At 57.0% G+C, this 23,506-nt stretch carries 13 protein-coding genes; 9 read left to right on the top strand and 4 right to left on the bottom strand.

The window, feature by feature from the left end; translation table 11 throughout:
• Positions 1–62: 62 nt before the first annotated feature.
• A complete protein-coding gene (gene gdhA, locus OZX64_RS00060; protein WP_277172878.1) occupies positions 63–1,409 on the bottom strand; it encodes an NADP-specific glutamate dehydrogenase in 1,347 nt (448 codons plus the stop codon).
• A 308-nt stretch (positions 1,410–1,717) separates the two neighbouring features.
• Between gdhA and mscL the strand changes: the two genes are divergently transcribed.
• The 5 genes from mscL (at position 1,718) to OZX64_RS00085 (ending at position 16,190) form a co-directional block, all read left to right on the top strand.
• Positions 1,718–2,176 (top strand): large conductance mechanosensitive channel protein MscL, encoded by a 459-nt coding sequence (gene mscL, locus OZX64_RS00065; RefSeq protein ID WP_277172880.1) that lies wholly within the window; start codon positions 1,718–1,720, stop codon positions 2,174–2,176.
• A 234-nt stretch (positions 2,177–2,410) separates the two neighbouring features.
• Positions 2,411–3,406 carry a helix-turn-helix domain-containing protein gene (locus OZX64_RS00070; protein WP_277172882.1) on the top strand — a complete coding sequence of 332 codons (996 nt, stop codon included), beginning with the start codon at positions 2,411–2,413 and terminating at the stop codon, positions 3,404–3,406.
• Between the two features lie 439 nt (positions 3,407–3,845).
• Positions 3,846–8,711 carry a CshA/CshB family fibrillar adhesin-related protein gene (locus OZX64_RS00075; protein WP_277172884.1) on the top strand — a complete coding sequence of 1,622 codons (4,866 nt, stop codon included), beginning with the start codon at positions 3,846–3,848 and terminating at the stop codon, positions 8,709–8,711.
• A 626-nt stretch (positions 8,712–9,337) separates the two neighbouring features.
• Positions 9,338–12,691: a CshA/CshB family fibrillar adhesin-related protein gene (locus tag OZX64_RS00080; RefSeq protein ID WP_277175040.1), complete on the top strand. Its 3,354-nt coding sequence runs from the start codon at positions 9,338–9,340 to the stop codon at positions 12,689–12,691.
• A gap of 370 nt (positions 12,692–13,061) precedes the next feature.
• Positions 13,062–16,190 carry a CshA/CshB family fibrillar adhesin-related protein gene (locus tag OZX64_RS00085; RefSeq protein WP_277172886.1) on the top strand — a complete coding sequence of 1,043 codons (3,129 nt, stop codon included), beginning with the start codon at positions 13,062–13,064 and terminating at the stop codon, positions 16,188–16,190.
• 96 nt (positions 16,191–16,286) lie between these two features.
• Here OZX64_RS00085 and OZX64_RS00090 read toward each other — a convergent pair whose 3' ends face one another.
• Genes OZX64_RS00090 through OZX64_RS00100 form a run of 3 tightly spaced genes read right to left on the bottom strand, consistent with a single transcriptional unit; the run spans position 16,287 to position 19,900 of the window.
• Positions 16,287–16,670, bottom strand: a complete 384-nt coding sequence (locus OZX64_RS00090) for a hypothetical protein (RefSeq protein WP_277172887.1) — start codon at positions 16,668–16,670, stop codon at positions 16,287–16,289.
• Positions 16,667–19,621: a ferrous iron transport protein B gene (feoB, locus tag OZX64_RS00095; protein WP_348519409.1), complete on the bottom strand. Its 2,955-nt coding sequence runs from the start codon at positions 19,619–19,621 to the stop codon at positions 16,667–16,669. Before feoB ends, OZX64_RS00090 begins: the two co-directional genes overlap by 4 nt.
• Positions 19,622–19,660: 39 nt before the next feature.
• The gene (locus OZX64_RS00100) at positions 19,661–19,900 is read right to left on the bottom strand and encodes a ferrous iron transport protein A (protein WP_277172889.1); all 240 of its coding nucleotides are present in this window, start codon (positions 19,898–19,900) and stop codon (positions 19,661–19,663) included.
• 219 nt (positions 19,901–20,119) lie between these two features.
• On the opposite strand from OZX64_RS00100, the gene OZX64_RS00105 reads away from it, so the two are divergent.
• From OZX64_RS00105 to OZX64_RS00120, 4 genes are all read left to right on the top strand, one after another.
• A complete protein-coding gene (locus OZX64_RS00105; protein ID WP_277172891.1) occupies positions 20,120–21,364 on the top strand; it encodes an ATP-binding protein in 1,245 nt (414 codons plus the stop codon).
• A 749-nt stretch (positions 21,365–22,113) separates the two neighbouring features.
• Entirely contained in the window at positions 22,114–22,662 is a 549-nt protein-coding gene (locus OZX64_RS00110; RefSeq protein ID WP_277172892.1) for a hypothetical protein, read from the top strand.
• A 115-nt stretch (positions 22,663–22,777) separates the two neighbouring features.
• Complete coding sequence (locus tag OZX64_RS00115) at positions 22,778–23,104, top strand: helix-turn-helix domain-containing protein (RefSeq protein ID WP_277172893.1); 327 nt, start codon at positions 22,778–22,780, stop codon at positions 23,102–23,104.
• Positions 23,101–23,502 carry a hypothetical protein gene (locus OZX64_RS00120; RefSeq protein ID WP_277172895.1) on the top strand — a complete coding sequence of 134 codons (402 nt, stop codon included), beginning with the start codon at positions 23,101–23,103 and terminating at the stop codon, positions 23,500–23,502. The genes OZX64_RS00115 and OZX64_RS00120 overlap by 4 nt, the downstream gene beginning before the upstream one ends.
• Positions 23,503–23,506 lie beyond the last annotated feature (4 nt).

Raw genomic sequence — 23,506 nt, forward strand, 5'->3', positions numbered from 1 at the left:
CGGGTTGTAGTTTGCAGCCGCGCGGATGTGCTCAGTAATCGAACGCATCCACCCGGTTGAGCTCAGCAGACGCCTTGGGCAACCATGGCGTTGGCGACCTTCACGAAGCCGGCGGCATTGGCGCCGAGCATCAGGTCGCCCTCGTGGCCGTATTCCTTCGCAGCGGCGAGCGAAGTGGCGACGATGTTTTCCATGATGTCCTTGAGCTTGCTGTCGACCTCTTCGAAGGTCCAGCTCAAACGGTACGAATTCTGGCTCATCTCGAGACCGGAAACGGCAACACCGCCGGCGTTCGAGGCCTTGGCGGGCCCGTAGAGCAGGCCGGCCTTCTGATAAGTCTCGATGGCTTCGGGCGTGGACGGCATGTTCGCGCCTTCGCACACGACCTTGCAGCCATTAGCCACCAGCGCGGCTGCGGATTCGCCGTCGACCTCGTTCTGGGTGGCGCACGGCAGTGCGATGTCGCACTTCACGGTCCAGACGCCCTTGCTGCCTTCGTGGTATTCGGCACCTAGCACCCGGTCGGCGTACTCGCGGATCCGTCCGCGGTGGGTGAGCTTGATGTCCTTGACCACGTCGAGCTTGATGCCGTCCGGATCGTAGACGTAACCGTTGGAATCGGAGCAGGTAACGACCTTCGCGCCCATCTCCTGCGCCTTTTCGATGGCGAAGATGGCGACGTTGCCGGAGCCGGAGATCACGACGGTCTTGCCCTCGAACGAGTCGTTGCGAAGCGTGCGCAGCGCGGCGGCGGTGTAATAGCAGAGGCCGTAGCCGGTGGCCTCGGTGCGGGCCAGCGAACCGCCGTATTCCAGGCCTTTGCCGGTCAGCACCCCGGAATACTCGTTGCGGATGCGCTTGTATTGGCCGAAGAGGTAGCCGATCTCGCGCGCGCCCACGTTGATGTCGCCGGCGGGCACGTCGGTGAACTGGCCGATATGGCGCTGCAGCTCGGTCATGAAGGCCTGGCAGAAGCGCATGACTTCGCCATCCGAACGCCCCTTCGGGTTGAAATCAGAGCCGCCCTTCGCGCCGCCCATGGGCAGGCCGGTCAGCGAATTCTTCAGCACCTGCTCGAAGCCGAGGAACTTGATGACGGATTCGGTCACCGTCGGGTGCAGGCGAAGGCCGCCCTTGTAGGGTCCGATGGCCGAGTTGAACTGGATGCGATAGCCGCGGTTGACCTGCACGCGGCCTTCGTCGTCGACCCAGGCGACGCGGAACTTGATGGCACGCTCGGGCTCGACCAAGCGCTCGAGGATGCCGTTCTTCTCGTACTCCGGATGCTTTTCGACAACCGGTTCCAAAGTCTCAAAGACCTCGCGGACGGCCTGCAGGAACTCGGGCTGGTCGCCGTCACGCTTTTCCACCTGCGCATAGACGCGCTTGACATACTCATTGGTCAGCATTGGTACTCCATTGTTGTGTTGATATTGCGGTTTTTATTCTAAGAATCTCAAAGGTCCGGCGAAAGGACGGGTTCAAAAAAATCGGATATTTTTTTGTGCCGTTAACGAAACGGAAACATGGGTAATGGTCGATGTCGGTTGGCTTGATAATCGAGTGGCTGACATCCGCTGGGCGGATTGTGAATAGGCGAGTTGACCGGTTTGGCCAGCGTGCAAAGGCTCCGGACTGGGCAAAACAGGCCGGTCTGTGTATGGCAATGCATCCTGAAACCGGTAGAATGAAAGTAATACGATATTAGGAGGAAACCATGTTCAAGGGCTTTAAGCAATTCATTTCGCGTGGCAACATGATCGACATGGCCGTCGGTGTGGTTATGGGCGCCGCGGTGACCTCTGTGGTCAATTCGCTGGTCAAAAACCTCATCAATCCCCTGATCGCCGCGATCTTCGGCAAGCCTGACCTCGATAACGTCCTCACGTTTACCTTGAACCACCATGCCGTCATCTCTATCGGCGCGATTCTCGGGGCGCTGCTCAACTTCCTGTTGATTGCCATCGCCGTCTACTTCTGCATTCTCGTGCCGATCAACAAATTCCGCGACATGTCCGAAAAGCTTTTCAAGAAGGAGGACGAGCAGGACGAAAAGAAGGAAATCAGCACCGACCAACAGACTGTCGACCTGTTGAAAGAGATTTCCGCCGAGCTCAAGGACATCAAAAACCAGACGTCTCAAGGCGATAAGCCGAGAAACGAACTCGCCCGGTAATGCGGTAAGGCGTCGCGGACCGGCATTCCGGCTCGTGACGCGGATTGAAAGCAGGCCCGGCCAGCGCGAAACCTGATTGTAGGCACGACACCAGGCAAGCGATATAGCGGGTTCGGCAGGTGTATTGCATCATTACAGCGGTGATGATAAAAAGGGTTCTTTTCGTTGGTGTTGATAGATAGTATGCTGGATTACTGACACTTGTTGGGCAAGGAGAGGCGGTAAGGTCAGGTTATGTTCGACCGTAACGATTTGCTGAAGAACGGCAAACTGAGGAATGTGCGCCTTGCGAAGCAGGGCAATGAGTCAGTGCGGACGAACGATGTAAACGCCACCGATTATTCTTCTCATGGTTATAATCCCAACCGTCAATACGATCCGGATTCCGTGGGCAATGCGCATTTCCGGTCTCTTCCGGCCGATAAGAAGATGACTTCCCGATCCGCGATTTTTCCCGAAGTGAGTTTTTCGCACATCAATCTGCCGGCCACGGTGATGGATTGGAAACGTGAGAACTCCACTGCGGAAATGGCCACGATGACTTTCGTGATCCATGGCCATGTGGAAATCAGCACGCCTGACAACAAGATCCTGAAGCGGCATCCGGGCGTGTACCTTATTCCTCCGGAAACCGGCGATGTCGTTTACAAAACCACAGCGCCCGCCAATGAGCTTATCGGGGTGAGCCTTTCCTCGCGTCTGTTCGCCACGATTCTGCCTGATTACAAGACCTTTTTGATGATGGGTCAGAATTCGAAGCTCGATGTCGTTTCGTTGCAGCCGTTGCTCGCTTTCGTGGTCAGCGCCTGCAATCTCAACAACCCGCATTCTCAGATGGTCGATACGTTGGAAACCGTGGCGAATAATGTTGCGCGCTCGCTGTTGATCGCGTGTTTCGGACAAGGTATGAGCGTGATGCCGCTGATTGAGCGGGTGCGCAAGTATATTTCTCAAAACTATACGGATCCGACGTTGAGCGTCACCAAAACGGCCGAACATGAGAATGTTTCCGTGCGTACCGTTCAACTGGCGCTGCAGGAGGCGGATACCAATTTCACCGCGCTTGTGCGTCGTGCCCGCACCGATGCGGCACTTGAGCTGCGCAAGAGCCAGCCGTCGCTGACGCTGGTGGAGATTGGGGACCGTTGCGGGTTCGGTTCGGTTTCCTCGCTGCGTCGTGCGCTGAAGTTGTATGAGCAAATGGAAACCCGGGAAGAAGATTCGGAGTGATACGGCATTCGCATCGTTGCGTCTGACCTGTCTTGTTTGATTGCCGGAATGCTTGAAAATATATGCTGATAACGAAAACTTTGAGCAATTCCAAGGGTTTTCTGTCTGTTTTGTCTCGTTGAATTTGTGGCAAATTTCGACAGAATATAAATAAACGTATAGTTAATTTGGATTATATGTTTCGTTTGCCTTTTAAACAGCAAAGATGCGAGATTCCAATTTCTTCTCATTGGATATAACGTTTAATGGCCGTTTCCATTGCTGGATTTTTTGCGGTTTGCAATACTTCGGAGAACGCACGAAAAGCACCATTACGTGCATAAACGTTGGTTTTCCTTATTTTTATGAAAATATTACAATATAAGTTATGTAACTCGAAGGCGAGAGGTTATTGCGTGAGGATCCGCCTTTGATTGAGTCTCGATGAGAGGAGACGATAATGGTGAGGCATAAAGGGCTGGCGAAACTGGCCGGCGTGGTCGGCACTATCGCTATGAGTTTTACAGGTATGGCAGGCCTGGCCGGTACGGCAAACGCGGTTTCGCCCGCACAGGTCGGCGCGCAGGACGGACTTGAACGTTCTTCCGCTGCCGATGGTGCTGGCCGTCTGAAGGACAGCATCAACTGGATCGAGTGGGGCGACACCGACGGCGAGGCCATTGACGGCTCGCGCGTGGCGTGGACCGCTCCGGTTCAGGCTGGAACGAACGATTGGATTGCGACTCGATGTGACATTGCTCCCGAGAGTAATTTCGGCACGAAAAATCCGCTTTCCCCGTCCAATAGGATGAAGGTCTATCAGCCCGGCGACTATTATGGCGACGGGCTTTCTCAAATGTATTATCAGGGTGGTGCCGGCGGCGACAACACCATGAAGATCGGCCTGGCCAACGAGAACGACGGCGACACTGTCGATTTCGACTTCTCCTGCCACGCCTATCTTATTGATTCCCCTTCGGCTCCTGCTCTCACCGCAGATACCGATACCTCGGGTTACCGCGACGTTGGACTGCAGGGCCTGGTGTTCGCGGACTCCGAATCCAACAACTGGACCGCCAACAGCGACTACGGCCAGAAGGAATACATCAAGGCCCAGCCGACCGAGAGCGCCACGGGCACCAATGCCCCGACCTGGCGCTTGCTCGACAGCTACCGCACCGCGGGCTGCACCACCAACTCCGTGGCCGAACTCGCCAGTGATGGCACCACGATGCGCTTCCGTTCCGACGGTGGTCAGTGCGCCAACGAAGGGGGCACGGGTCCTTCCTCGGTGATGTTCCTGCAGAACTCACACAAGGCCCACGTCGAGCTCAAGGGCGGTGGCGTGACGGCCGTTGCGCTGGGCAGTATCACGGCGATGGACTTCGGCGATGCGCCGACAACTTATGGCACCGCAAGCTCGCTCTTCCAGCCCGAATGGACCGGTGGCAAGCTTGGCGGTGAAGGTATGCCTGGCCATCCCTATCCCGGTGATGACACCGATCCCGACAACGACAACGCCAAGGGCGCGCAACTCTACAATCTTTCCGCGGCCAAGGACGCATCCAACGCTCAACCGTTGTATGTGGCCAATTTCAAGGATCCAGAACCGCGCTTGGGCGCGCATGAGGATTCTGAGGCTGTTGCCCACCCCACTGCCGACGATTCCGATTACTACAAGACCGGCGCCAACTGGGATGACGAGCATGGCGACAGCTCGAAGCTCAACGACGCGAGTGGCGATGTACAGAGCGACGAGGACAGTATCCCGGCCGCCAACTTCAGCAAGGATGGTGCCGTCAAGGTGCTGCCTTCCGGACAGGGCACCAACAAGGGCACGTTCCAGCTGAAGGTCAGCTGCGCCGGTACGGGCAATGTCAAGGGCTGGATCGATTGGAACGACAACGGCACGTTCGACGAGAGCACTGCCGCCGGCGCCAATGAGGCCAGCGACCAGGTGGCCTGCAACGCCGATGGCACGGCCACGCTGACCTGGCATGTGACTCGTGACGCGAAGCGCCGTGTCCTCTCCGAGGGCACTGGTTCCTCATATATGCGTCTGCGTATCGCGGCCCCCAGCGCCGGCGACCTCAAGGCCAGCGGACTGACCACTGATGCCGGCGAGGTCGAGGACTATCGCGCTGACATCCATGTGCCTACGCTGAACGTGCGCACCGACATCGTCGGCGACCGCAAGAACCCCACCGATCAGTTCAAGATGACCGTGGACGGCGACGCCAGCAATCCTGGCGGTGTTGGCGATTCTTCCGAGGCAATCACAGAAGGCTCGAGCGGCGGTATACAGGGCAAGCAAATCGCTCAGAAGAGCGTTGGCCCCGGTTTCAAGTACACCATCAAGGACGATCTGGTCAGCGGCGATCCCAATGACTACCGGTCCTCGGTGGAGTGCGTGGATCTGAGCAAGGATCCCAATGCGCCCGTTGACATTGACGAGGACGGCCATATGCAGATGCCACCCGACGACTATGACGCCAACGTGCAGTGCACCTACAAGAAGACGGCAATCGGCGATGGTCAGCTGACGTTGGTCACGCAGGTGAACAACAACCATGGAGGCTCCGCCAAGGGCAGCGATTTCAGCTTCACCGCGACGCCGACACCGCATGAGGGCACGACTCCGACCGATCCTGCGTCACCAAAGGATTACAAGGTTGATCCCAATGCCGAAGGCGAGGATGGCGCCACCGCAAGTGACTCCCATACGCTCGACCCTGATTACGACTATGCGATCACCTCATCCGATGTGCCTGCTGGCTACAACGAGGTCACGCCTACTTCCGACGATCCCAATACGGTGATTCAGGGCAACATCGCCTACACCTGCGTGGACAGCGCAGGTCAGGTCTGCAAGCCTGAATTCACGGCCGACGGCAAGCTCGATGTGAAGCAGGGCCAGCATATTACCGGTACGCGAATCGTCGAGGATGTGCCCTCCAAGCTGACACTGAACACCGTGGTCGACAACACCTACAGCCCGGACGGCAAGCATAAGTCATCTGACGATTTCGCTTTCCGTGTGACGCCCGACGGCAAGAGCTCCTCACAAGCCACGAAGTACGACAGTGACAGCGGCGCCCATGAGATGGCGGCCGGCAAATATACGGTCAAGGGCATTCTGAAGGATGACGATGCCCACATGCTCGGTTGGGAGCAGGAAGGTGAAATCACCTACAAGGATGACGCCACGGGTGATTCGCTGACCGCCGCACAGGCGCAGATCGCGCTCGCCAACGGCCAAAGTGTCACCGGTGTACGCAAGGTGCGCGCCCAGCCTGGTAGCCTCAAGGTCGTCACTCACGTCGATGGTGGTGACGCGCAGCCGAGTGATTTCCCGGTTACCGCGACACCGAATGGTGGTAGCGCGGTCAGCTTGACCGATAACACCGCCGCCGATCTGAAGGCCTCGAACTACAAGATCGGCACCGATATGTCCGGCCAGTCCGGTTACGAGGTGACCAAGGACCTGAGCTGCGTAACCGGTGCCCAAGCTGATATCGCCGGTTGGCCAGCCAACAAGAGCAATCCGGGCCTCAATATCGTGCCGATTTCCAGCGATGACGCCACGTTGGCGCTGAAGAACGGCGCGTTCGTCGCTTGCGAGCAGACCGTGGCCCCTAAGGCCGCGAAGCTCAAGCTGACAACCGTGGTGAAGGGCGGTAACGCGAAGCCGGAAGACTTCAAGTTCACCGTGGCTCCGACGACCGGCTCCGATGAGACCGTTTCCGAAGGCAAGACTGTGGATGATATCGCCAACAACGACATCGCTTCGGTGACGGGTTCCGACAAAGCCAACTACACGCAGGTCGACGATATCGCCTACTACAACGACGACACCGATCCCAACCACACCACCCCATTGGATTTGGCTGGCGCGAAGACGGCTTTGGCCAACGGCCACAACGTGACCGGCGTGCGCACCGTTCAGGGCGCGCCTGCTGGCCTGACGCTCAAGACCAAGACGAATGACGGCAGCCCCGTACCTGACGGCTTGAACTTCACGGTGAAATCCGAGGACGGCACCACCAACAAGACCGTCAACACCGGTGACGCCACGGGCGATATCCCCGGCGGCACCAAGTACACGGTCACCGGTTCGCAGCTTCCTGACGGCTACAAGGACGTCGGCGAGATCGTCTATACCGACGACGCCACCGGCAAGGTGCTGACTCCGGAGCAGGCGCAGATTGCGCTTGACGCCGGCCAGCACGTCACCGGCACGCGTACCATCGCCAAGAATCCTGCGAAGCTGACGCTCAAGACCAAGGTCGAAGGCGGCAACGCCAAGCCCAGCGACTTCGACTTCACGGTCACCCCGAGCGCTGGCGGCGACTCCAAGACCTTCAAGGAAGGTGTCGGCCAGTATCTCGACCATGGCAGCTACAAGGTCGTCGGTTCCGATAAGGACGGCTACGAGCAGGTCGGCGAGATCGTCTACACGGACAACACCACCGGCAAGCAACTGACGCCTTCGCAGGCCGCAATCGCGCTCGCCAGCGGTCACGACGTGACCGGCGTGAGAACTGTCAAGGCCCTGCCGGCCACGCTCACGGTCCATCTCGACACCGACTACCAGTACGGCGGCACGGCTGAGGGCTCCGGCTCGAAGATCACCATCAAGCCTGTCGGCGGTACCTCGCAGGACGTGACGCTCGACCAAGGCAAGCAGGTCGAATCCGGCAAGTACTCCGTCGAAGAGGCGCTCAACGCGGGCTACAAGCTGGAAAGCATCAAGGTCTACACCACCGATGCCGACGGCAACAACCGCAAGCCGGTCAAGCTGAACGCGGACGGCACCTTCGAGGTGGCCCCGGGTTCGCACGTCGTTGTCGATCTGAAGAACGTGGACGTGCCCGGCACGCTGACCTGGTCGCGCTACGACAAGGACGGCAAGACGCTGCTCAACGGTTCGCAGTGGCAACTGACCGGTCCGAATGGCGAGAAGATCGACGTGAAGGACTGCACGGCGCTTGAGTGCACCGGCGCCGACAAGGATCCGACGCCTGGCAAGTTCAAGGTCACGGGCCTGAAGTGGGGCAAGTGGACGGTTACCGAGACCAAGGCTCCGGCCGGTCACGAACTCACCAAGCCGGTGACGCTGACGATTGACCCGTCTGCAAACAACGGTGACGGTACTGGCCTGTTGCGGTCCACCGCGTTCCAGAACGGTAAGAGCGCGAATGCTCCAACCATTTCAACCACGGGTGCCGAGGTTGCCGGTGTGGTGGCAGTTGCGCTCATCACGCTGATGACTGGCATGGTGCTCGCAGCGGGAACACGCAAGATGTTGCGTCGCCGCGAAGAGTGAGCGAGAACGGCTCTGAAGCTTTCGGCTGATACGCGTGGTTTGTGCATCAGCCGGAGGTAATCGTGCAAAGGGCGGCGAGGGTAGCGATACCCTCGCCGCTTCTTTTGTGTTTATTTGACGTTGTGGGTGGGTCGAGTGTTGTATATGTAGCTCGTCAACAATATTCGAGTTCGTACCTTGTCTGTTTCATGAGATTTAAATGTAATAAATTTGTGAAAATAAAACCTTAAATATTCATATTTTTTGATATATATGCAGCTATTTTATGTATAAAATACAGTTTAGTATGTATATATTAACAATTGACGGATTTTCGTAGAATGATTTATTATCCGCTACTTATAACGATTGATGTCAATGGTTGTTTTTTTAAACATAAATTAACGAAATGTATGTTTAGGTAAATGTGGAAGTTTAAAAATGTGTGGCAATATAGTAGCCAATCCGTGATTGAGAAGTAGCGGATTGAGAAGTTGGGATTTGTTTTCAAAAGGGTTCGATGAGAGGAGCCAAAAATGGGGAGGCGGAAAGTTGCTGCGAGACTGACCGGAATGGTTGGCGCGTTTGCCATAAGTCTGGCTGGTTTGATGGTATCGGGAACAGCTAACGCCAGTCCATCTGGTTCTATGCCCGCGATTGAGCCGCAAGTCGTGGCTACCGGTGGCCAAGGTAGATTTCGCGATGCTATCAATTGGGTGCAATGGAGTGATAGCGAAGAGGAAGTGACTGGACCGGAGACGGTGTGGGCCACACCGATTCGAGTCGGTAACGCCCATTGGTTTTCGACCAGATGCTCGGTGACTCCTGCGGGAGGTGCTGGCGAAGAGTACTCTGCAGCCAACCCGATGACGACCTACCATTCTGGCGACTGGGTCGGTGACGGCTTTCCCTACCTCTACAACCAAGGAGGAACGGGATCGGCCAACCATATGGTGACGGGGCTTGAAAACAAGCTTGACGCGGCGAAGGTCTCCTTTGATTTCAGCTGCTCGGCCTACCTCATCCCCTCGGCGGATAATCCGTCATCGAGACTCAATGGTTCCACCGACGTCGCCTCGTTCAGGGAGGTGCCGCTGCAGGGCCTGGTGTTCGCGGATGCCGAGTCCAACAACTGGGTCAAGTGGCCCGGATACGAGCAGGAGGAGTACATCAAGGCCACGCCGCGGACCAGCATCCCCGGCCAGACGCCGATCTGGCGCTTGCTCGACAGCTACCGCACTCCGGGCTGCACCACGAACTCGGTGGCGGAGCTCAAGGGCGACACCGTGCGTTTCCGCTCCGACGGCGGGCAATGCTCCAACACCCCGCCATATAAGGCGAGTGGTCCGTCGTCAGTGATGTTTCTCCAGGGTTCTCAGAAAGCTCGCGTTACGCTTAAGGGCGGCGGCAAGACCAGCGTGGCGCTGGGCAGCATCGCACTTCCCGATTTCGGCGACGCTCCAGCCAGCTATGGCGTGGCCGGCTCGCTCTTCCAGCCGCGATGGACCGGTGGCGAGTTGGGTACGGACATCACCGGTACGCCGTACGACCCCGTCGACGCCCTTGACCCCGACAACACCATGCTGCATGGTCGGCAGTTCAACCTTTCTCAGGCCAAAGACGATTCTGCGGCCAACGGCGCCAAACTCGCCGGTGTCAGTGAACCGACACCGCGTCTGGGCGGTCATGAGGACTCCGAATCGGAGGCACATTTCTCGAGTGACGCGAATTGGGACGATACCCATGCCGATCAGGTCTCAGGCGTTGTAGACAACGATGAGGACGGGCTGGCGAACGCTCCGCGTGCCGTGTCCGGTAATGTCAAGATCACGCCGACGGGCAATACATTCAAACAGACGGTGGGTTGTACGACCAGTGGCGCCGCGCAGGTCAAAGGGTGGATTGACTGGAACCACAACGGGACCTTCGACGAGGCCAGTGAGGCCAGCAACCAGGTGGCTTGCACCGGTTCCACAGCGCTTGCGGACGGGAGGTTCTCGCAGGGTTCCGCCACGCTGACGTGGGCTGTTCCCGATGATGTTCAGCGGGCCGTAAAGGGCGAAAGCGGACTCACGCAGTCGTTCGAGCGCGTACGCATCACCGACGAGCAGGCTTCTGACGGCGGCATTATGCCGTTGAAGGCGACCGGAACCACCACGAGCGGTGAAGTCGAGGATTATCCGGTTGACGTGCACGTCTCAGCGCTGATGGTTCGTGTGAATCTGCCGCTCGGACGGTACGACCGTTCCGACCAGTTCAGGATGTCTGTCAGGGATTCGGCGGGCAGCAAGGTCGGCGAGGCCGTCACCACGGGCAACGACAAGGGGGTGCAGAGCAACCATGTCGGCCCCGAATCTCTCCCCTATGACAAGGATTACACGGTTTCGTCCTCGCTTGCGAAAGGTTCGGCCAGTAGCGAGAGTCGTTATTCCAACGACCTGTCCTGCCTGAGCGTGGCGCAGGGTGGTGCGCCCGTCAGTGTCGATTCCAACGGTAAGCTCAATCTACCGCAGGACACCAACGTGCAATGCACGTTCACAAAGCTGGTGCGGTCGAATCCAACGTTGCAGGTGACCACGCACGTCAATGGTGGTCACGCGACTTCCGCCGATTTCCCGGTGACGGCGACTTCGGCGAATGGCGTTTCAACCCCAATGGCCGACGGCAGCCCCTCGCCGTTGGCGGAGGGCTCTTACAAGGTTTCGACGGACATGTCGCGCGAGCCGGGTTATCGAATCACGAGCCCGTTGAGCTGCGTGACCGGCACGCCTTCCAAAGCTGTGGCGGTGAATGATGCGAAAGTGACGCTCGTCAACGGCGACAACGTGGCCTGCGAGCAGACGGTTGCGCCCCGTTCGGCGACCTTGACGCTCAGGACCGTGGTGGAACGCGGCGACGCGCGTCCCGATGACTTCGACTTCACGGTGTCATCCGGTTCCGGCCCTTCAGTCGGTTATGAGGAAGGCGTGCCGCAGACCCCGCCTGCCGGTGGCATCGTAGGGGTGGTCGGCTCCCATAAGGACGGTTACGTTGACGATGGCGATATAATGTATTACAAGAATAGTGACACGAACCAGGCTTGTCCGCTGACGTTGGCGCAGGCGTGTACGGCGCTTGATGGCGGCGAGAGCGTGACCGGCGTGCGTAAGGTCACCACCCATCGCGCGAAGCTCGAAGTACTGGTAGGGCGTGACTACCGCTATGGTGGCACGGCTGAGGGTGACGGTTCGAAGGTCTCGCTTGCCCCGCAGGGTGGTCCGGAACATGCCGTGATGCCTGGGCGAGATGAATATGTGAAGCCTGGTGCTTACTCCGTGGCTGAATCGCTCAATGCGGGCTACAAACTCACCGGCATCGCAGCGACGATGAACGGTGTGCCGATCACTGTCAATCCGGATGGCGGCTTTGCGGCTTCTCCCGACGCCGATGTGGTGGTCACGTTGAACAACATCGATGAGCCAGGCATGCTGGAATGGTCGAACACCGATTCATTTACCGGGTCATTGCTGCGCGACTCGGAGTGGAAGCTGACGGGTCCCGAGGGCGAAGTGATCGATGTGCCGGACTGCGCCGATGAGGTCTGCACCGGCGCGGATCAGGACTCGATACCTGGCAAGTTCCATGTAGACGGTCTTGAATGGGGCGATTGGACCATCACCGAGGTCCGTGCACTGAAGGGCTATGGGCTCGTCGGGCCGCAATCGTTGGTGTTGGATCCCTCCGATCCTTCCAACGCTGACTCCGGGCCGCTGGAATTGGCGTCGTTCGCAAGTGGTGGTCCTGTGAGTCCGGGTCTTGCTCTCGGCTCCGGCGTCGGGCAAATCGCGTTCAATCAACCTGTGCAAAAGCACGGTGGTTCTGCGCCCAAAGTAGTCAGTAGGCGCAGCCTTTCTTCCACGGGTGCGGATGTCGCTGTCGTTACCGTGATTGCGTTCGTCGCGATGGCGTGCGGTTTGGCTCTTGCCGCGGGCGCGCGCAGGAAGCTGCGTCACCGTGGGTGAATGAAGTGGATTATCCGATGATTCGATTGGTTGGCAACTGTCGGCTGTCGGGTTGATGCAACGGCGGATAGCAGGGTTTCGAGCCTTGCTATCCGCCGTTTTGCCTGTTTTGAAATGGCAGGAGAGCGACGGATGGTATTTCGGCAAAAGTAGCGATTAGTCATTGTTATTATGCAATGCGTATGAATAAACGTATTTTTTATACAAAAGACAGCAGTGTGGCTTCTCCTCTCGCGTAAACGAAAAATCGAGGTCTTTCCTGTGAGACAGTTGGAGAGAATGAGGAAAATTATTATCAGATAGCACTTTCTTTTTATGCACGTCTGAGATAGGGGACGGAGAAGTGTCGAAATACCAACAACAGCGTGGATTGACGGGCGGAAAAGCTCCGCACTCGCACGGCGTATTGCGCAAAACGGCAGCGATTGTGGCTACGGCCGCCATGGCGCTTACAGGTCTGGTGGCGGCAACTCAGCCGGCGAACGCGGTCTCGGCGACCGGTGGCAACGGACGTATGCTTTCCAACATCAACTGGGTCGAATGGGGCAACGCCGGCGAACGGATTACCGGCAAGAAAGTCACATGGACCGCACCAATCGAAATAGGAGCCGGCCACTGGCTTTCCACCCGTTGCTCGCTGGAGCCTTCAAGCGGCGTCGACTCCGCTCTTTCGGCGAGACTGCCGATTCAGGCCTATAGGACGGGTGTATACGGCGGTGACGCTTTGGCGCAAATGTACTACAAAGGTGGTTCGGGCAGCGAGAACCAGTTGACGGCCGGCCTCGCCAACGTCAACAATCGCGAGACGGTGACCTTCGATTTCGGTTGTGCCGCCTACCTTATTCCCTCGTCCGGCAACCCGTCGGCCACGCTTAACGACGGCACCGACACAAGCGGCTTCGGCTCCGTTCCGTTGCAAGGTCTGGTGTTCGCTGACGCGGAATCTAACAACTGGACGCGCCACCAGCAGGAATACATCAAGGCCACGCCGATAGGTGGCAACCCGACCTGGCGCTTGCTCGACAGCTACCGCACGCCGGGATGCCGCACGAACTCCATCGCCGAGCTCAAGGATCGCACGCTGCGATTCCGCTCCGACGGCCCGCAATGCTCCAATCACGGCGGTACCGGCCCTTCGTCGGCCATGTTCCTGCAAGGTTCCACCGGCGCTCGGGTAACGTTCAGAGGCGGCGGCGAGACCGCTGTGGCTCTTGGCACCATCGTCGCCTCCGATTTCGGGGACGCGCCGCAAAGCTACGGGGCCGCAGGCTCGCTCTTCCAGCCGCAGTGGCATGGCGGCGCGCTGGGCTCCGATATCGCCGGTACCACGTACAGCGAAAAAGACCCCATTGATCCTGATTCCTCCATGGTCGGTGCCCAGTCCTTCAACCTCTCTCAGGCTCGCGATGCGGCCGTGGCATCTGCCGACTCGGATACCGTTGCGAATTTCGCCCAGCCTCAGCCGCGATTGGGCAATCGCGAGGATTCCGAAGCCGAACCGCACTTCAGCTCGGGAGCCAATTGGGATGATGCCCATGGCGATGTCGGCGCCGATGGCAAGGTCATCAACGACGAGGACGGCGTGGATATTCCCGCCGCGACCAAGGCCATCAACGTGACCCCTGATTCGTCCGGCCACTATTCGCTGGCGGTTCGTTGCAGCGGCTCTGGTGAGGTGCGCGGGTGGATCGACTGGAACCACAACGGCAAGTTCGATAACGCCCAGGCCGGTTCCGGCCGTGACAGGAATGCCGAGGCGAGCGATCAGGTGGCCTGCGCCGCCGGTGGCGCGACCCTTCACTGGCAGGTCCCCGACGATGCCCTGAATCAGATTTCAGCTAACGGCAATCCCTCGTATTTGCGTCTTCGCATCACCGGTAGTACGGGTTCGCCGATGGTTCCGACCGGGTTGGCCAGCGGTTCCGGCGAAGTCGAGGATTACCGGGCCGACGTGCACGTGCCTACGCTGAGCGTGCTGACCAATATCGTCGGCGGGCGCAAGAATCCTGCCGACCAGTTCACGATGAACGCCCAGGCCGTATCCCCCAGCACGCAGGATCTGAGCGTGACCACCAGCGGATCCGAAAACGGTATCCAAGCCGCGCAGATCGGTCCACGAAGCGTCGCACCGCGCGGCGAATACCGGATATCGGCGGCGCTCGCTTCCGGTTCGCCTACGCCTTCCGGCGACTATGCCCAGACCGTCAAGTGCGTCGATGCCAATAACAACAATGCGCCCGTGGCCTTGGACGGCAACGGGCGACTGGCCATACCCGACAATTATGACGCCAATGTGCAGTGCACCTACCGTGAGAAGGCGTTCCCCGATCCGACGCTGACGCTGGTTACTGTGGTTCATAACCGGCATGGTGGCACCAAGACGCCGGGTGACTTTACCTTCACCGCTGCCGACAGCGACGGCGATCCGGCGCACGTCTATCATTTCCAGAACACGGCAGGCGGAGATTCGCATGTCGTACTTGACGGCGATTACAACGTCACCGGATCGGCCATTCCCGACGGGTATAAGCAGGACGGGCCGATTACCTACGTCAACGACGATACCGGGGCCACCGTGCCGATGGTCGACGGCAGGCCGCAATTCACGGTCCGTGAGCACATCATCGGTACACGCGTAGTGGAGGATCTGCCAGGCAGCTTGAAGCTCATGACCAAGGTAGACAACAGCAACGGCGGTAACGCCAAACCCAGCGATTTCAACTTCTCCGTGACTGCCGACGGCGGCGACCGCTCGGATAGCGCACCGTTTGCCGAGGGCGAGAGTCGCAGCGTCAACGCCGGTACATACACGGTTGAGGGTTCCGATTTGCCGGTCGCGTATGAGCAGGTCGGAGATATCTCCTATACCGACATCACTGCAAACAGACCGATTTCCGCCACCAATGCGCAGGTCGCCATCGCCAATGGGCATGCGGTCGTCGGCGTGCGTACCGTGCGTTCCAAGCCCGCAACCATCAAGGTGCTCACGCATGTCGACGGACGCGGCAATGGTTCCGGGAACGGCAATGGTCACGGAACGGTGACCGCTGCCGATTTCCCGGTAAAGCTGGTTCCGTCGCCCGCTGATGGTGGTTCGGATATTGCCCTGACCGACAACGTCGATCGCAGCGTGCGGTCCGGTAACTATACAATCGTCACCGATATGTCGCGCGAGCCGGATTATCGCGTCACGAATGCCATGAGCTGTGTCATCAACGATTCCGAAGACATTGCGCCCGACAAGGGCAAGGTTGCTCTTCCCAATGGTCAAAGCATGGTTTGCGAGCAGACCGTGGCACCGCGCCCCAAGCCGGTCGAGCCGAACAAACCCACGCAACCTGCTGGGCCGGAAGCGAAGCCGAAGCCGAGCTCACAGCCTCAGAAACGGGCCATACCGGTGACGGGTTCCGACGTTGCCGATATCGTTGCGCTCGCCATCATCACGCTGTTCATTGGCCTTGCGCTGTCGACCGTGATCAAGCGGTATGGCCGTCGTTAACGGGGTGTCATACTGGTGACAGCAGGACGCGCTGAACGCAAAATCGGGATGGTGGGAATACAAATGTTCTTACCATCCCTTTTTACTATCCTGTTTTTATCTGTGCAGCCTTGCCTTGAGATGGCCGAAAACTGATTGGCGGCGGCGGATGGCGGCAGGAAGAATCGGGCAGCCGGCACAGACCAGTGATTCTGGGTCGGGGTTGCAGCCTTCGCCCGTTGTGGAATTGCAGGAACGAAGGTCGTAGACGTGCAGACGGCCGGCGCGGCGTTCGCGTTCGACGACCAGATCAATAAAGTCAAGCGGAAGGCCCAGCTTGTCCGCTACCATACGCGGTGTTTGGCCGCAGGTGAGCTGTTCGATGATTTGTTGCGTGACCGGCGTTGAACAGGCTGTAGTACTGTCCGTACGCTGGACTTGGCTTGTGCAGATGCTCGGAGTCGTTGCGGTTTTGCGGAACTTCGCCGATGCCGTATTCATAGCAATCGCCCGATTTGGAAGACGATGACGGCAAGGATATAGGCCACCACCAGCCCCGTCGCCACCGATTGCAGCGCGGTCTTCATGCCGTATTGCCGCTTCATTTCGGCCACTGTGGCCAGGCATGGCGTGTAGGCGAGGATGAAGATCATAAAGGCCGCGGCCGCAGCGTTGGGGTGCCCGTTGCTGGACTTTTCGAAACTCTTATGCACCGCCTGACCGAGGCTCCCCTGGCCCTGCGCCTGCTCGGATTGGTCGCCGGAATCGTTGATGGCGTAGCTCTGCGAAAGTGAGCCGACCACGACCTCCTTGGCCACGAATCCGGTGACCAGTGCCGAGGTGGCGTGCCAATCGTTGAAACCGGCCGGCTTGAAGATGGGAGCGATGGCTGAGGAAGCTGCGCCGAACACGGAATTCTCGACTTCGTCGACATGGCCGAAGGAGTTGGGATTGGCCGCTCCCGCAGCGCCAGCGGAAATCGGGATGGCGGAAAGCACCCACACGACGATGAGCATGGAGACGATGACGGAGCTCGCGCCGGTGATGAATGACCAGAGGCGCTGCAGCACCGACTTCAGCAATTGCAGCAGCCGCGGCATCTGGTAGGGCGGCAGTTCCATGGCGAACGGCTGGGTTTTGAGGTCCCTGAACTGCGTCTTGCGAAGCGCGAAGCCGACGGCCAGGATGATGGCGATGGAGCTGACATACATCAGGAAAATGGCCAGTCCCGCGAACTTGCCGAAAAAGGCGTAGGCGAGCACCACGTAGACGCTCAGTCGCGCGGAACAGGAAGTGAAGGGAATCAAGAGGCCGGTCAGCAAGCGTTGGCGCGAATCCGGCAGGGTGCGTGTGGAGGCCAGCGCCGGCAGATTGCAGCCGAAGCCGACCACCAGCGGCAGGAAGGCCCGCCCGTCGAGGCCGACCATACGCATCGCGCGGTCCATCACGAACGCGGCGCGGGCCAGGTAGCCCGAATCCTCCAAGAGCGAGAGAATGATGAACATGATGCCCATTGGCGGAATGAACGTGCAGACCGTAATCGCGCCGTTCAGGAACCCGTCGACCACCAGTGAATACAGCCACCCGTCAAGCGCACCCTTGCCGGCGATGGCGGTGAAGATCCAAGCGATGCCGCTGGTGCACCAGCCGCGCAACGTGACGTCGAACCAGTCCTGCAAGGGGCCGGCCAGCGTGGTGGTCGCCTCGAAAACGAGGAACATGGTCACCAAAAAGACCACAATGCCGATGGCCGGGTGAAGCAGCACGCGGTCGAGTTTGTCCGAAAACGTTTCGCGGTTCGTCGTGGCCGCCGCACCTTGAGGCAAGTCTTTGTTGATTTCGCGCAGTTTTTTGGCAATCCATTCGAAGCGTTCGTCCGAAGTTGCCCGCACCCACTGCGAGACTTCCTCCTGTGAGGCGCTGGCAGGCGGCGCGGGGATACTGGTGACGGGCGTCGGCGCCAGCTGGACGTGAATCTCGCGGGAAACATCCGCTCCGCCATCGTCCAGAAGAAATGCCGCATTATCCGCCTTGGCTAGAGCGGTCTCCACGGCTTCCGAGGCTTTATATGCCGCCTCGCTTACCGCTTGTCTGGCGGTTTCTTTGCGGGTCTGCGTGCCGGTTTTGTTGGTGGCTTGACCGGTATCTCTAGCGGTGTCCGGTTTCCTTGCGAGGTTGCCTTGCTTGGTTTCGTTCCCGTTTTTATCCGCATTGTCGTAATGTGCCGGAATGAGACGCGGCTGGGAGTCATCTGTTTCCGTCGAATCTTGCGATGGCTTTTCGTGCGCGACCGTGTCGGTCACGGCCGTGGTATCTGATGACGGAGCTGTCTGTTCGAGTCCGTGTTCGGCTCTCTGCGCCTTGATTTCGGTCAAAGTCGCTGAGATGGTGTCTAATAACTCGGCCTTGCCGATGCCGGTGCGGCCGTCGACACGGATCATCGGAATACCTGGAAGGGTGCGTTTGAGACGTTGCAGGGTAATAGGAGAATCCTGCTTTTCCGCCAGATCGAGCATGGTCACCGCAATGATGATGGGGAATCCCAGGTCCATCAGCTGGCTCAAAAGATAATACGATTTTGAAGGTGAAGCCGCGTTGAACGTAAAGACAATGATGTCGGGCTTCGCATAGCTGCGACGGCCCATCGCCGCTTCCCCCGCAACCTGTTCGTCCGGGCTGTAGGCATCGAGCGAGGCCGTGCCGGGGGTGTCGATGAAATCCCAGCGCTCGCCATTGCGCTCCAAACTGCCGGATTCCACCAAAACCGTGGTACCGGGTGCGTTCATAACGGTCGCGCTGGCGCCGAGCACCGCGTTGAACAGCGTTGATTTGCCGACGTTCGGATTGCCGACGAAAACGATGCGTGGGCTGGTGTGCTGGGGCTTGCCAGTGCCGCTGTCCGTTGATTCCATGCCGCTTATATCGTGGGTTTCGACGCTGTGATGCTGGTGACCATGGCGTTGAGGTAGCAGCACCGCGAGTCCGCGACGATGATGGTGCCCGCCGTGTCCGCTGTGCCCGCCGTGTCCGCTGTGGTCTGCATGTCCCTCGTGCGTGGATTCGGCGCTGTGCCCACTTTCGGGTCTGCTGACGGAACCGCTTGTGCCGCAGGAATCCGCCGGTTCGGGCATCAGATCCAGGTTGTTGGGATTGTTTTCTCGGCTGCTGTCGGTGTTGCGACCGGTGCGATTGCTGGCGGGATTATCGGTGTTGCCGTGAGTGCTGGAATCGTTGGCATTGTACGCGTTGTCGCAGTTGTCGCAGTTGTCGCAGTCGTTGGAGTCGTGGGACTTGGTGGGATTACCAGCGGTGTTATACGCGTTGTTGGTGCTGTCGGGATCACTGGCGGCGTTGTTGCTATCGTGGCGGCTACGGTTTGCGTATCTGCTGGCCAGAAGCGTTTTCTTGTTTCCGAGTTTTTTGGCGGATGATGCTTGAGTTGTCTTATCCATATTTCGCCCGCCAAGTTTTGTCGATATTGCTATTTGCTACTATAAACGTTGCGTGCGAGGGGATACGAAAATATGGCGTGCAGTGGCTCCGTCGATGGCGATGCGTTCACCGCCGTGGGCAACCACGCATCCGCCGAACATCGCCTTTTGGATAACGCGAACCGGTTCGTGCACGCGGAACCCAAGCTCGTTCAGCCTAAAGCGGCTGCGGGCCTCGAAATCCATCCTGCATATCTCCACCTCAACACCGAGTGGGCAGGTTCGCAACGTTTCAGCCATACTTGGACAATAGCTCATTGTGTGCGGTGAGTAAAGGGATTTGCCTGAAAATTTCAAATTTATCGACATCTGAAGAGGAAGCCAAGCATCATTAGTAGCGCCCATGCCATGATATTCAGCAGAATTATTCCATATTATCCCAAAATAATCTTTAATTTGGCATAATATAGAATAAAGTGGAATAAATTGAGATAAAGTAAAGAGCGAAAGGTTCCTATTGTGTCGGAATCAATTGAAAGTCCTGTAGAAATAACATTGCTACGAGCGATGAATCCATTCTCTCCCGGAGCGGGACGGCAACCTGCAGCCTTAGTGGGGAGGCAGCGTGAACTGGAGCAGATGGATTTGCTGTTGGCTCGCACCAAGGCCAAGCGTACTTCGCAGGGAATTATTTATCGTGGTTTGCGAGGCGTTGGGAAAACTGTTTTGTTGATTCGGTTGCAGGAAATGGCGAGGAATATGCATATGCCTACAGTCCGTATTGAGGCAACTGGCAATGAGATCGATGATTATGTTGATTTATTCCAAGAACTTGCCAAAGTCAGTAAAGACGTCCATGACTCGAAGTTTCGTCTTCAGGTTCCTAAGATTTTCAGCGATGTCAGATCAATGTCTATCAATATTTTGGGCAATGGCATCACCATTGCGAGAGATAATGGTGCGAAGACCGAGGAAACTTACAATTCAAATGCATATCAGCTTGAACTATTGATTGAAGGTTTGGCTAGAGCCGCACAGGAATCAGATTTGGGTTTGTTTGTGTTCGTAGATGAGTTTCAGGAAATGTCTCCTGGGCTTATGGGAACTCTGATTACTTTGCAGCATCGGATGGGCCAGGAGAATCTGCCTTTTTATATCATTGGAGCCGGTCTTCCGGATCTGCCAAGAGCACTTACAAAATGCCGTTCATACGCGGAAAGACTTTTTGAATATCGTGAGGTTGGCAGGGTTTCTTACGAGGATGCAGAACAGGGTTTTCAAAGTACAGTAGAGAAAGGCGGCAGACGTTTTACTGATGAGGCGCTTGCGCGATTGGTGAAAGACTCTCAAGGATATCCTTATTTCATACAGGCATATGGTGAAGCGGCATGGAATAAATCAGCGGTTTCGCCGATTCCTCTTGAGGCTGTGGAGGAAGGTGAAGCCGACGCCCGCGCGTCACTTGATGAAGGATTGTATGCGTCTAGATGGCAGCGCGCCACACCTGCTGGCAGAACCTATCTTGCGGCGATGGCCTCTCTTATTGATGAGATGGACGGTATTGATAACTGTGGTACGGGTGAAGTTGCTGAGGCCATGAAAAGAGATTCTCGCGGACTATCAAAAATACAAGGTAAGCTCATTGAGCTTGGTTTAATCTATTCGCCGGAACGCGGAAAAATCGCGTTTACCGTTCCGGGGATGGCCAGCTTTATTCATCGTATGGATCCATCTTTGGAACAGGTTTATGATAAACAGATATAGCGAAGGAAAGAGCTGGATTCTCTTCCATATGGTTATTTCTTGCTTAGGAAAGACCTTTATTGCTTTGTACAGTCCCTGATAAATGCGATTTGTCTTTTAATTATCATCAGGATGAGAAAAAGATGACGTAATTCTCCAGTTGCGTCATGCTTTCATTTTCAATGAAATAATCATAGTCGTTTGCAGGAAGATTCCATGTTGCGGAATTCCCCCTCATTGAGGAAACCGACTTCGATTTGGTAATGAACCAGGGTTGAAACTTGTATAGTCCATACAGCCTCAACGTTCTTCGTGCAACATACGTGCAACTAGATGTGATGAAAATGGCCTATTTCGGCCTAAATCTGCCTCGCAGCAAAGTAAAGAAAACCCCTAAAAGGGTAATGTTTTCAAGGGATTTCGGAGTGGAGCTAGCCGGGTTCGAACCGGCGACCCTCTGCTTGCAAAGTCTAGCAACTTTAACCCGCAATCCCCTATTTTACAACGGTTTCCGCAAACCTTGTACACGGCTTGCACCCCCTATGCACCCTTAGCATTCAAAATCGGTTCGCAAAGGTTCCGAAAACGTGACGGGAATAGTCCGAAAATACGGTAGTCTATAGAACATGGAAATTGGGCAAGACGCAGAAGGCAACATGTGCGTTGCGTCGGTGCCATGCAATTTGTACAAAGGGCACGACGTAGACGCGTGTGAACGGAAACGTGTTACTGATTGCCCGATTTGTAACGAATACTTTAGGTCAAACGGAATGACCCGTGTTGAGCGAAGAAGCGTTGAGCAAAGTGAGTTAGACGGTGCTACTCAAATTCTTTTGGCAATTGTGCCAGCACTGACGAAACATGCCGAAACTGTGGTAGCTAAAGCTCGTGACAATGGCCGTATAAGTGACGTGCTGGAACTGATTCATGATTTAGCTGAAACGCTGAGCTTAAACGCAGAAAGTATTAACTTCAAGAGCAAGCCTATTGAGCACTTTATATGGGAAGAAAGCAATGGGCAGCATGATGAGGTTTGTTCTTTAGATGAGCGTTTGGCTAGTCTTTTGGCATCGCTGCTTTTGGAATTTATCTGTGTGAAACGTGGCGGGTGTGTTGACGGTTTGCGTAAGACTTTCAACATCTACGCTTACTTGCTTTTCGTAACGTTGTTGCTGATACTTCGTATAAAGCAAAGCGAGAATACCGCGAGAGCGATTTTAATCAATCCGCCACCGGATATTTCACCAACTGTTGTTTTACTGATCGTGGCGTTTATCCTTGCGCCTCGTGCCCCTCAGCTCTGCCCCAAAGTGGCTTAACTGGGGGTGCGAAAGTATCCGAACTATCCCGTAGACGCTTAGTGTCATGCCCACGGGAGATAGCAAGTAATTTCAGTTCGGACAACTCGGCCCCAAACACGAGGGGTAATCAATCGTGTCAAAGGAACGCACAAACCGCAAACAGGTAGGCCGTCTTCTCGCCTCGAAGCCTGAAGCAGCCGACATGCTCGGCATTTCCGAAGCAACCCTAGAGCGTCTTTCGCGCAAGGGTGCCATAGCCGTAGTTCAGGTGCCTAGTACTGGCAAAGTCGGCCGACCACGCAACATGTATGCTGTTGCCGACATTCAGCACTTCATCGACTCGCAACGTGTCTATCTGGACGAAACCACCGATGTACGCAAGTCCAGGCCGAACCGTAGTCATTCGCGCAAGCCGCGACGTTCGGCGGTCGAGGCACTGCGGAAAGCGGGTGTGCGGTGAAGCGTGGCGACAAACTGATAGACCGTGAGACCGGTACGTTGAAAGACTACGTGGTACGACGTATTTACGAATATTGCGCCGAACAGTGCAAGCACCATAGTGGCTATAAGCTCATGGCCTACGGGCCAATGGCGCAACGTGTCGGGTTGCCGTGGCTCTGGATTGGCAGCGACAACGCCAAGACCATCGTGCTGTTGCGTAACGCCCTCGAACGGATTGAGGCAATCGACTGTATCCGTGTCAAACCGGCCAACCACACAAGCGTGAAAGTGCTGTTGCGCCGTAATCCAAAGAAGTTCTACAAGCGGCTTCACTGGGAGATTGACGGGCTGTTCGGCTGGGAACTAGACCATGATGAAGAGATTGGGCAGAACGCCGATGGGGCAACATTTGACTAAGTGG

This window comes from Bifidobacterium sp. ESL0704 (genome assembly GCF_029392075.1).
GTDB lineage: Bacteria > Actinomycetota > Actinomycetes > Actinomycetales > Bifidobacteriaceae > Bifidobacterium.

Coding starts and splice junctions, on each gene's coding strand:
- OZX64_RS00075 (WP_277172884.1), top strand. CDS start 3,846: ATGGTGAGGCATAAAGGGCTGGCGAAACTGGCCGGCGTGGTCGGCACT.
- OZX64_RS00100 (WP_277172889.1), bottom strand. CDS start 19,900: ATGGCTGAAACGTTGCGAACCTGCCCACTCGGTGTTGAGGTGGAGATA.
- feoB (WP_348519409.1), bottom strand. CDS start 19,621: ATGGATAAGACAACTCAAGCATCATCCGCCAAAAAACTCGGAAACAAG.
- OZX64_RS00070 (WP_277172882.1), top strand. CDS start 2,411: ATGTTCGACCGTAACGATTTGCTGAAGAACGGCAAACTGAGGAATGTG.
- OZX64_RS00090 (WP_277172887.1), bottom strand. CDS start 16,670: ATGAATACGGCATCGGCGAAGTTCCGCAAAACCGCAACGACTCCGAGC.
- OZX64_RS00080 (WP_277175040.1), top strand. CDS start 9,338: ATGCCCGCGATTGAGCCGCAAGTCGTGGCTACCGGTGGCCAAGGTAGA.
- mscL (WP_277172880.1), top strand. CDS start 1,718: ATGTTCAAGGGCTTTAAGCAATTCATTTCGCGTGGCAACATGATCGAC.
- gdhA (WP_277172878.1), bottom strand. CDS start 1,409: ATGCTGACCAATGAGTATGTCAAGCGCGTCTATGCGCAGGTGGAAAAG.
- OZX64_RS00110 (WP_277172892.1), top strand. CDS start 22,114: ATGACCCGTGTTGAGCGAAGAAGCGTTGAGCAAAGTGAGTTAGACGGT.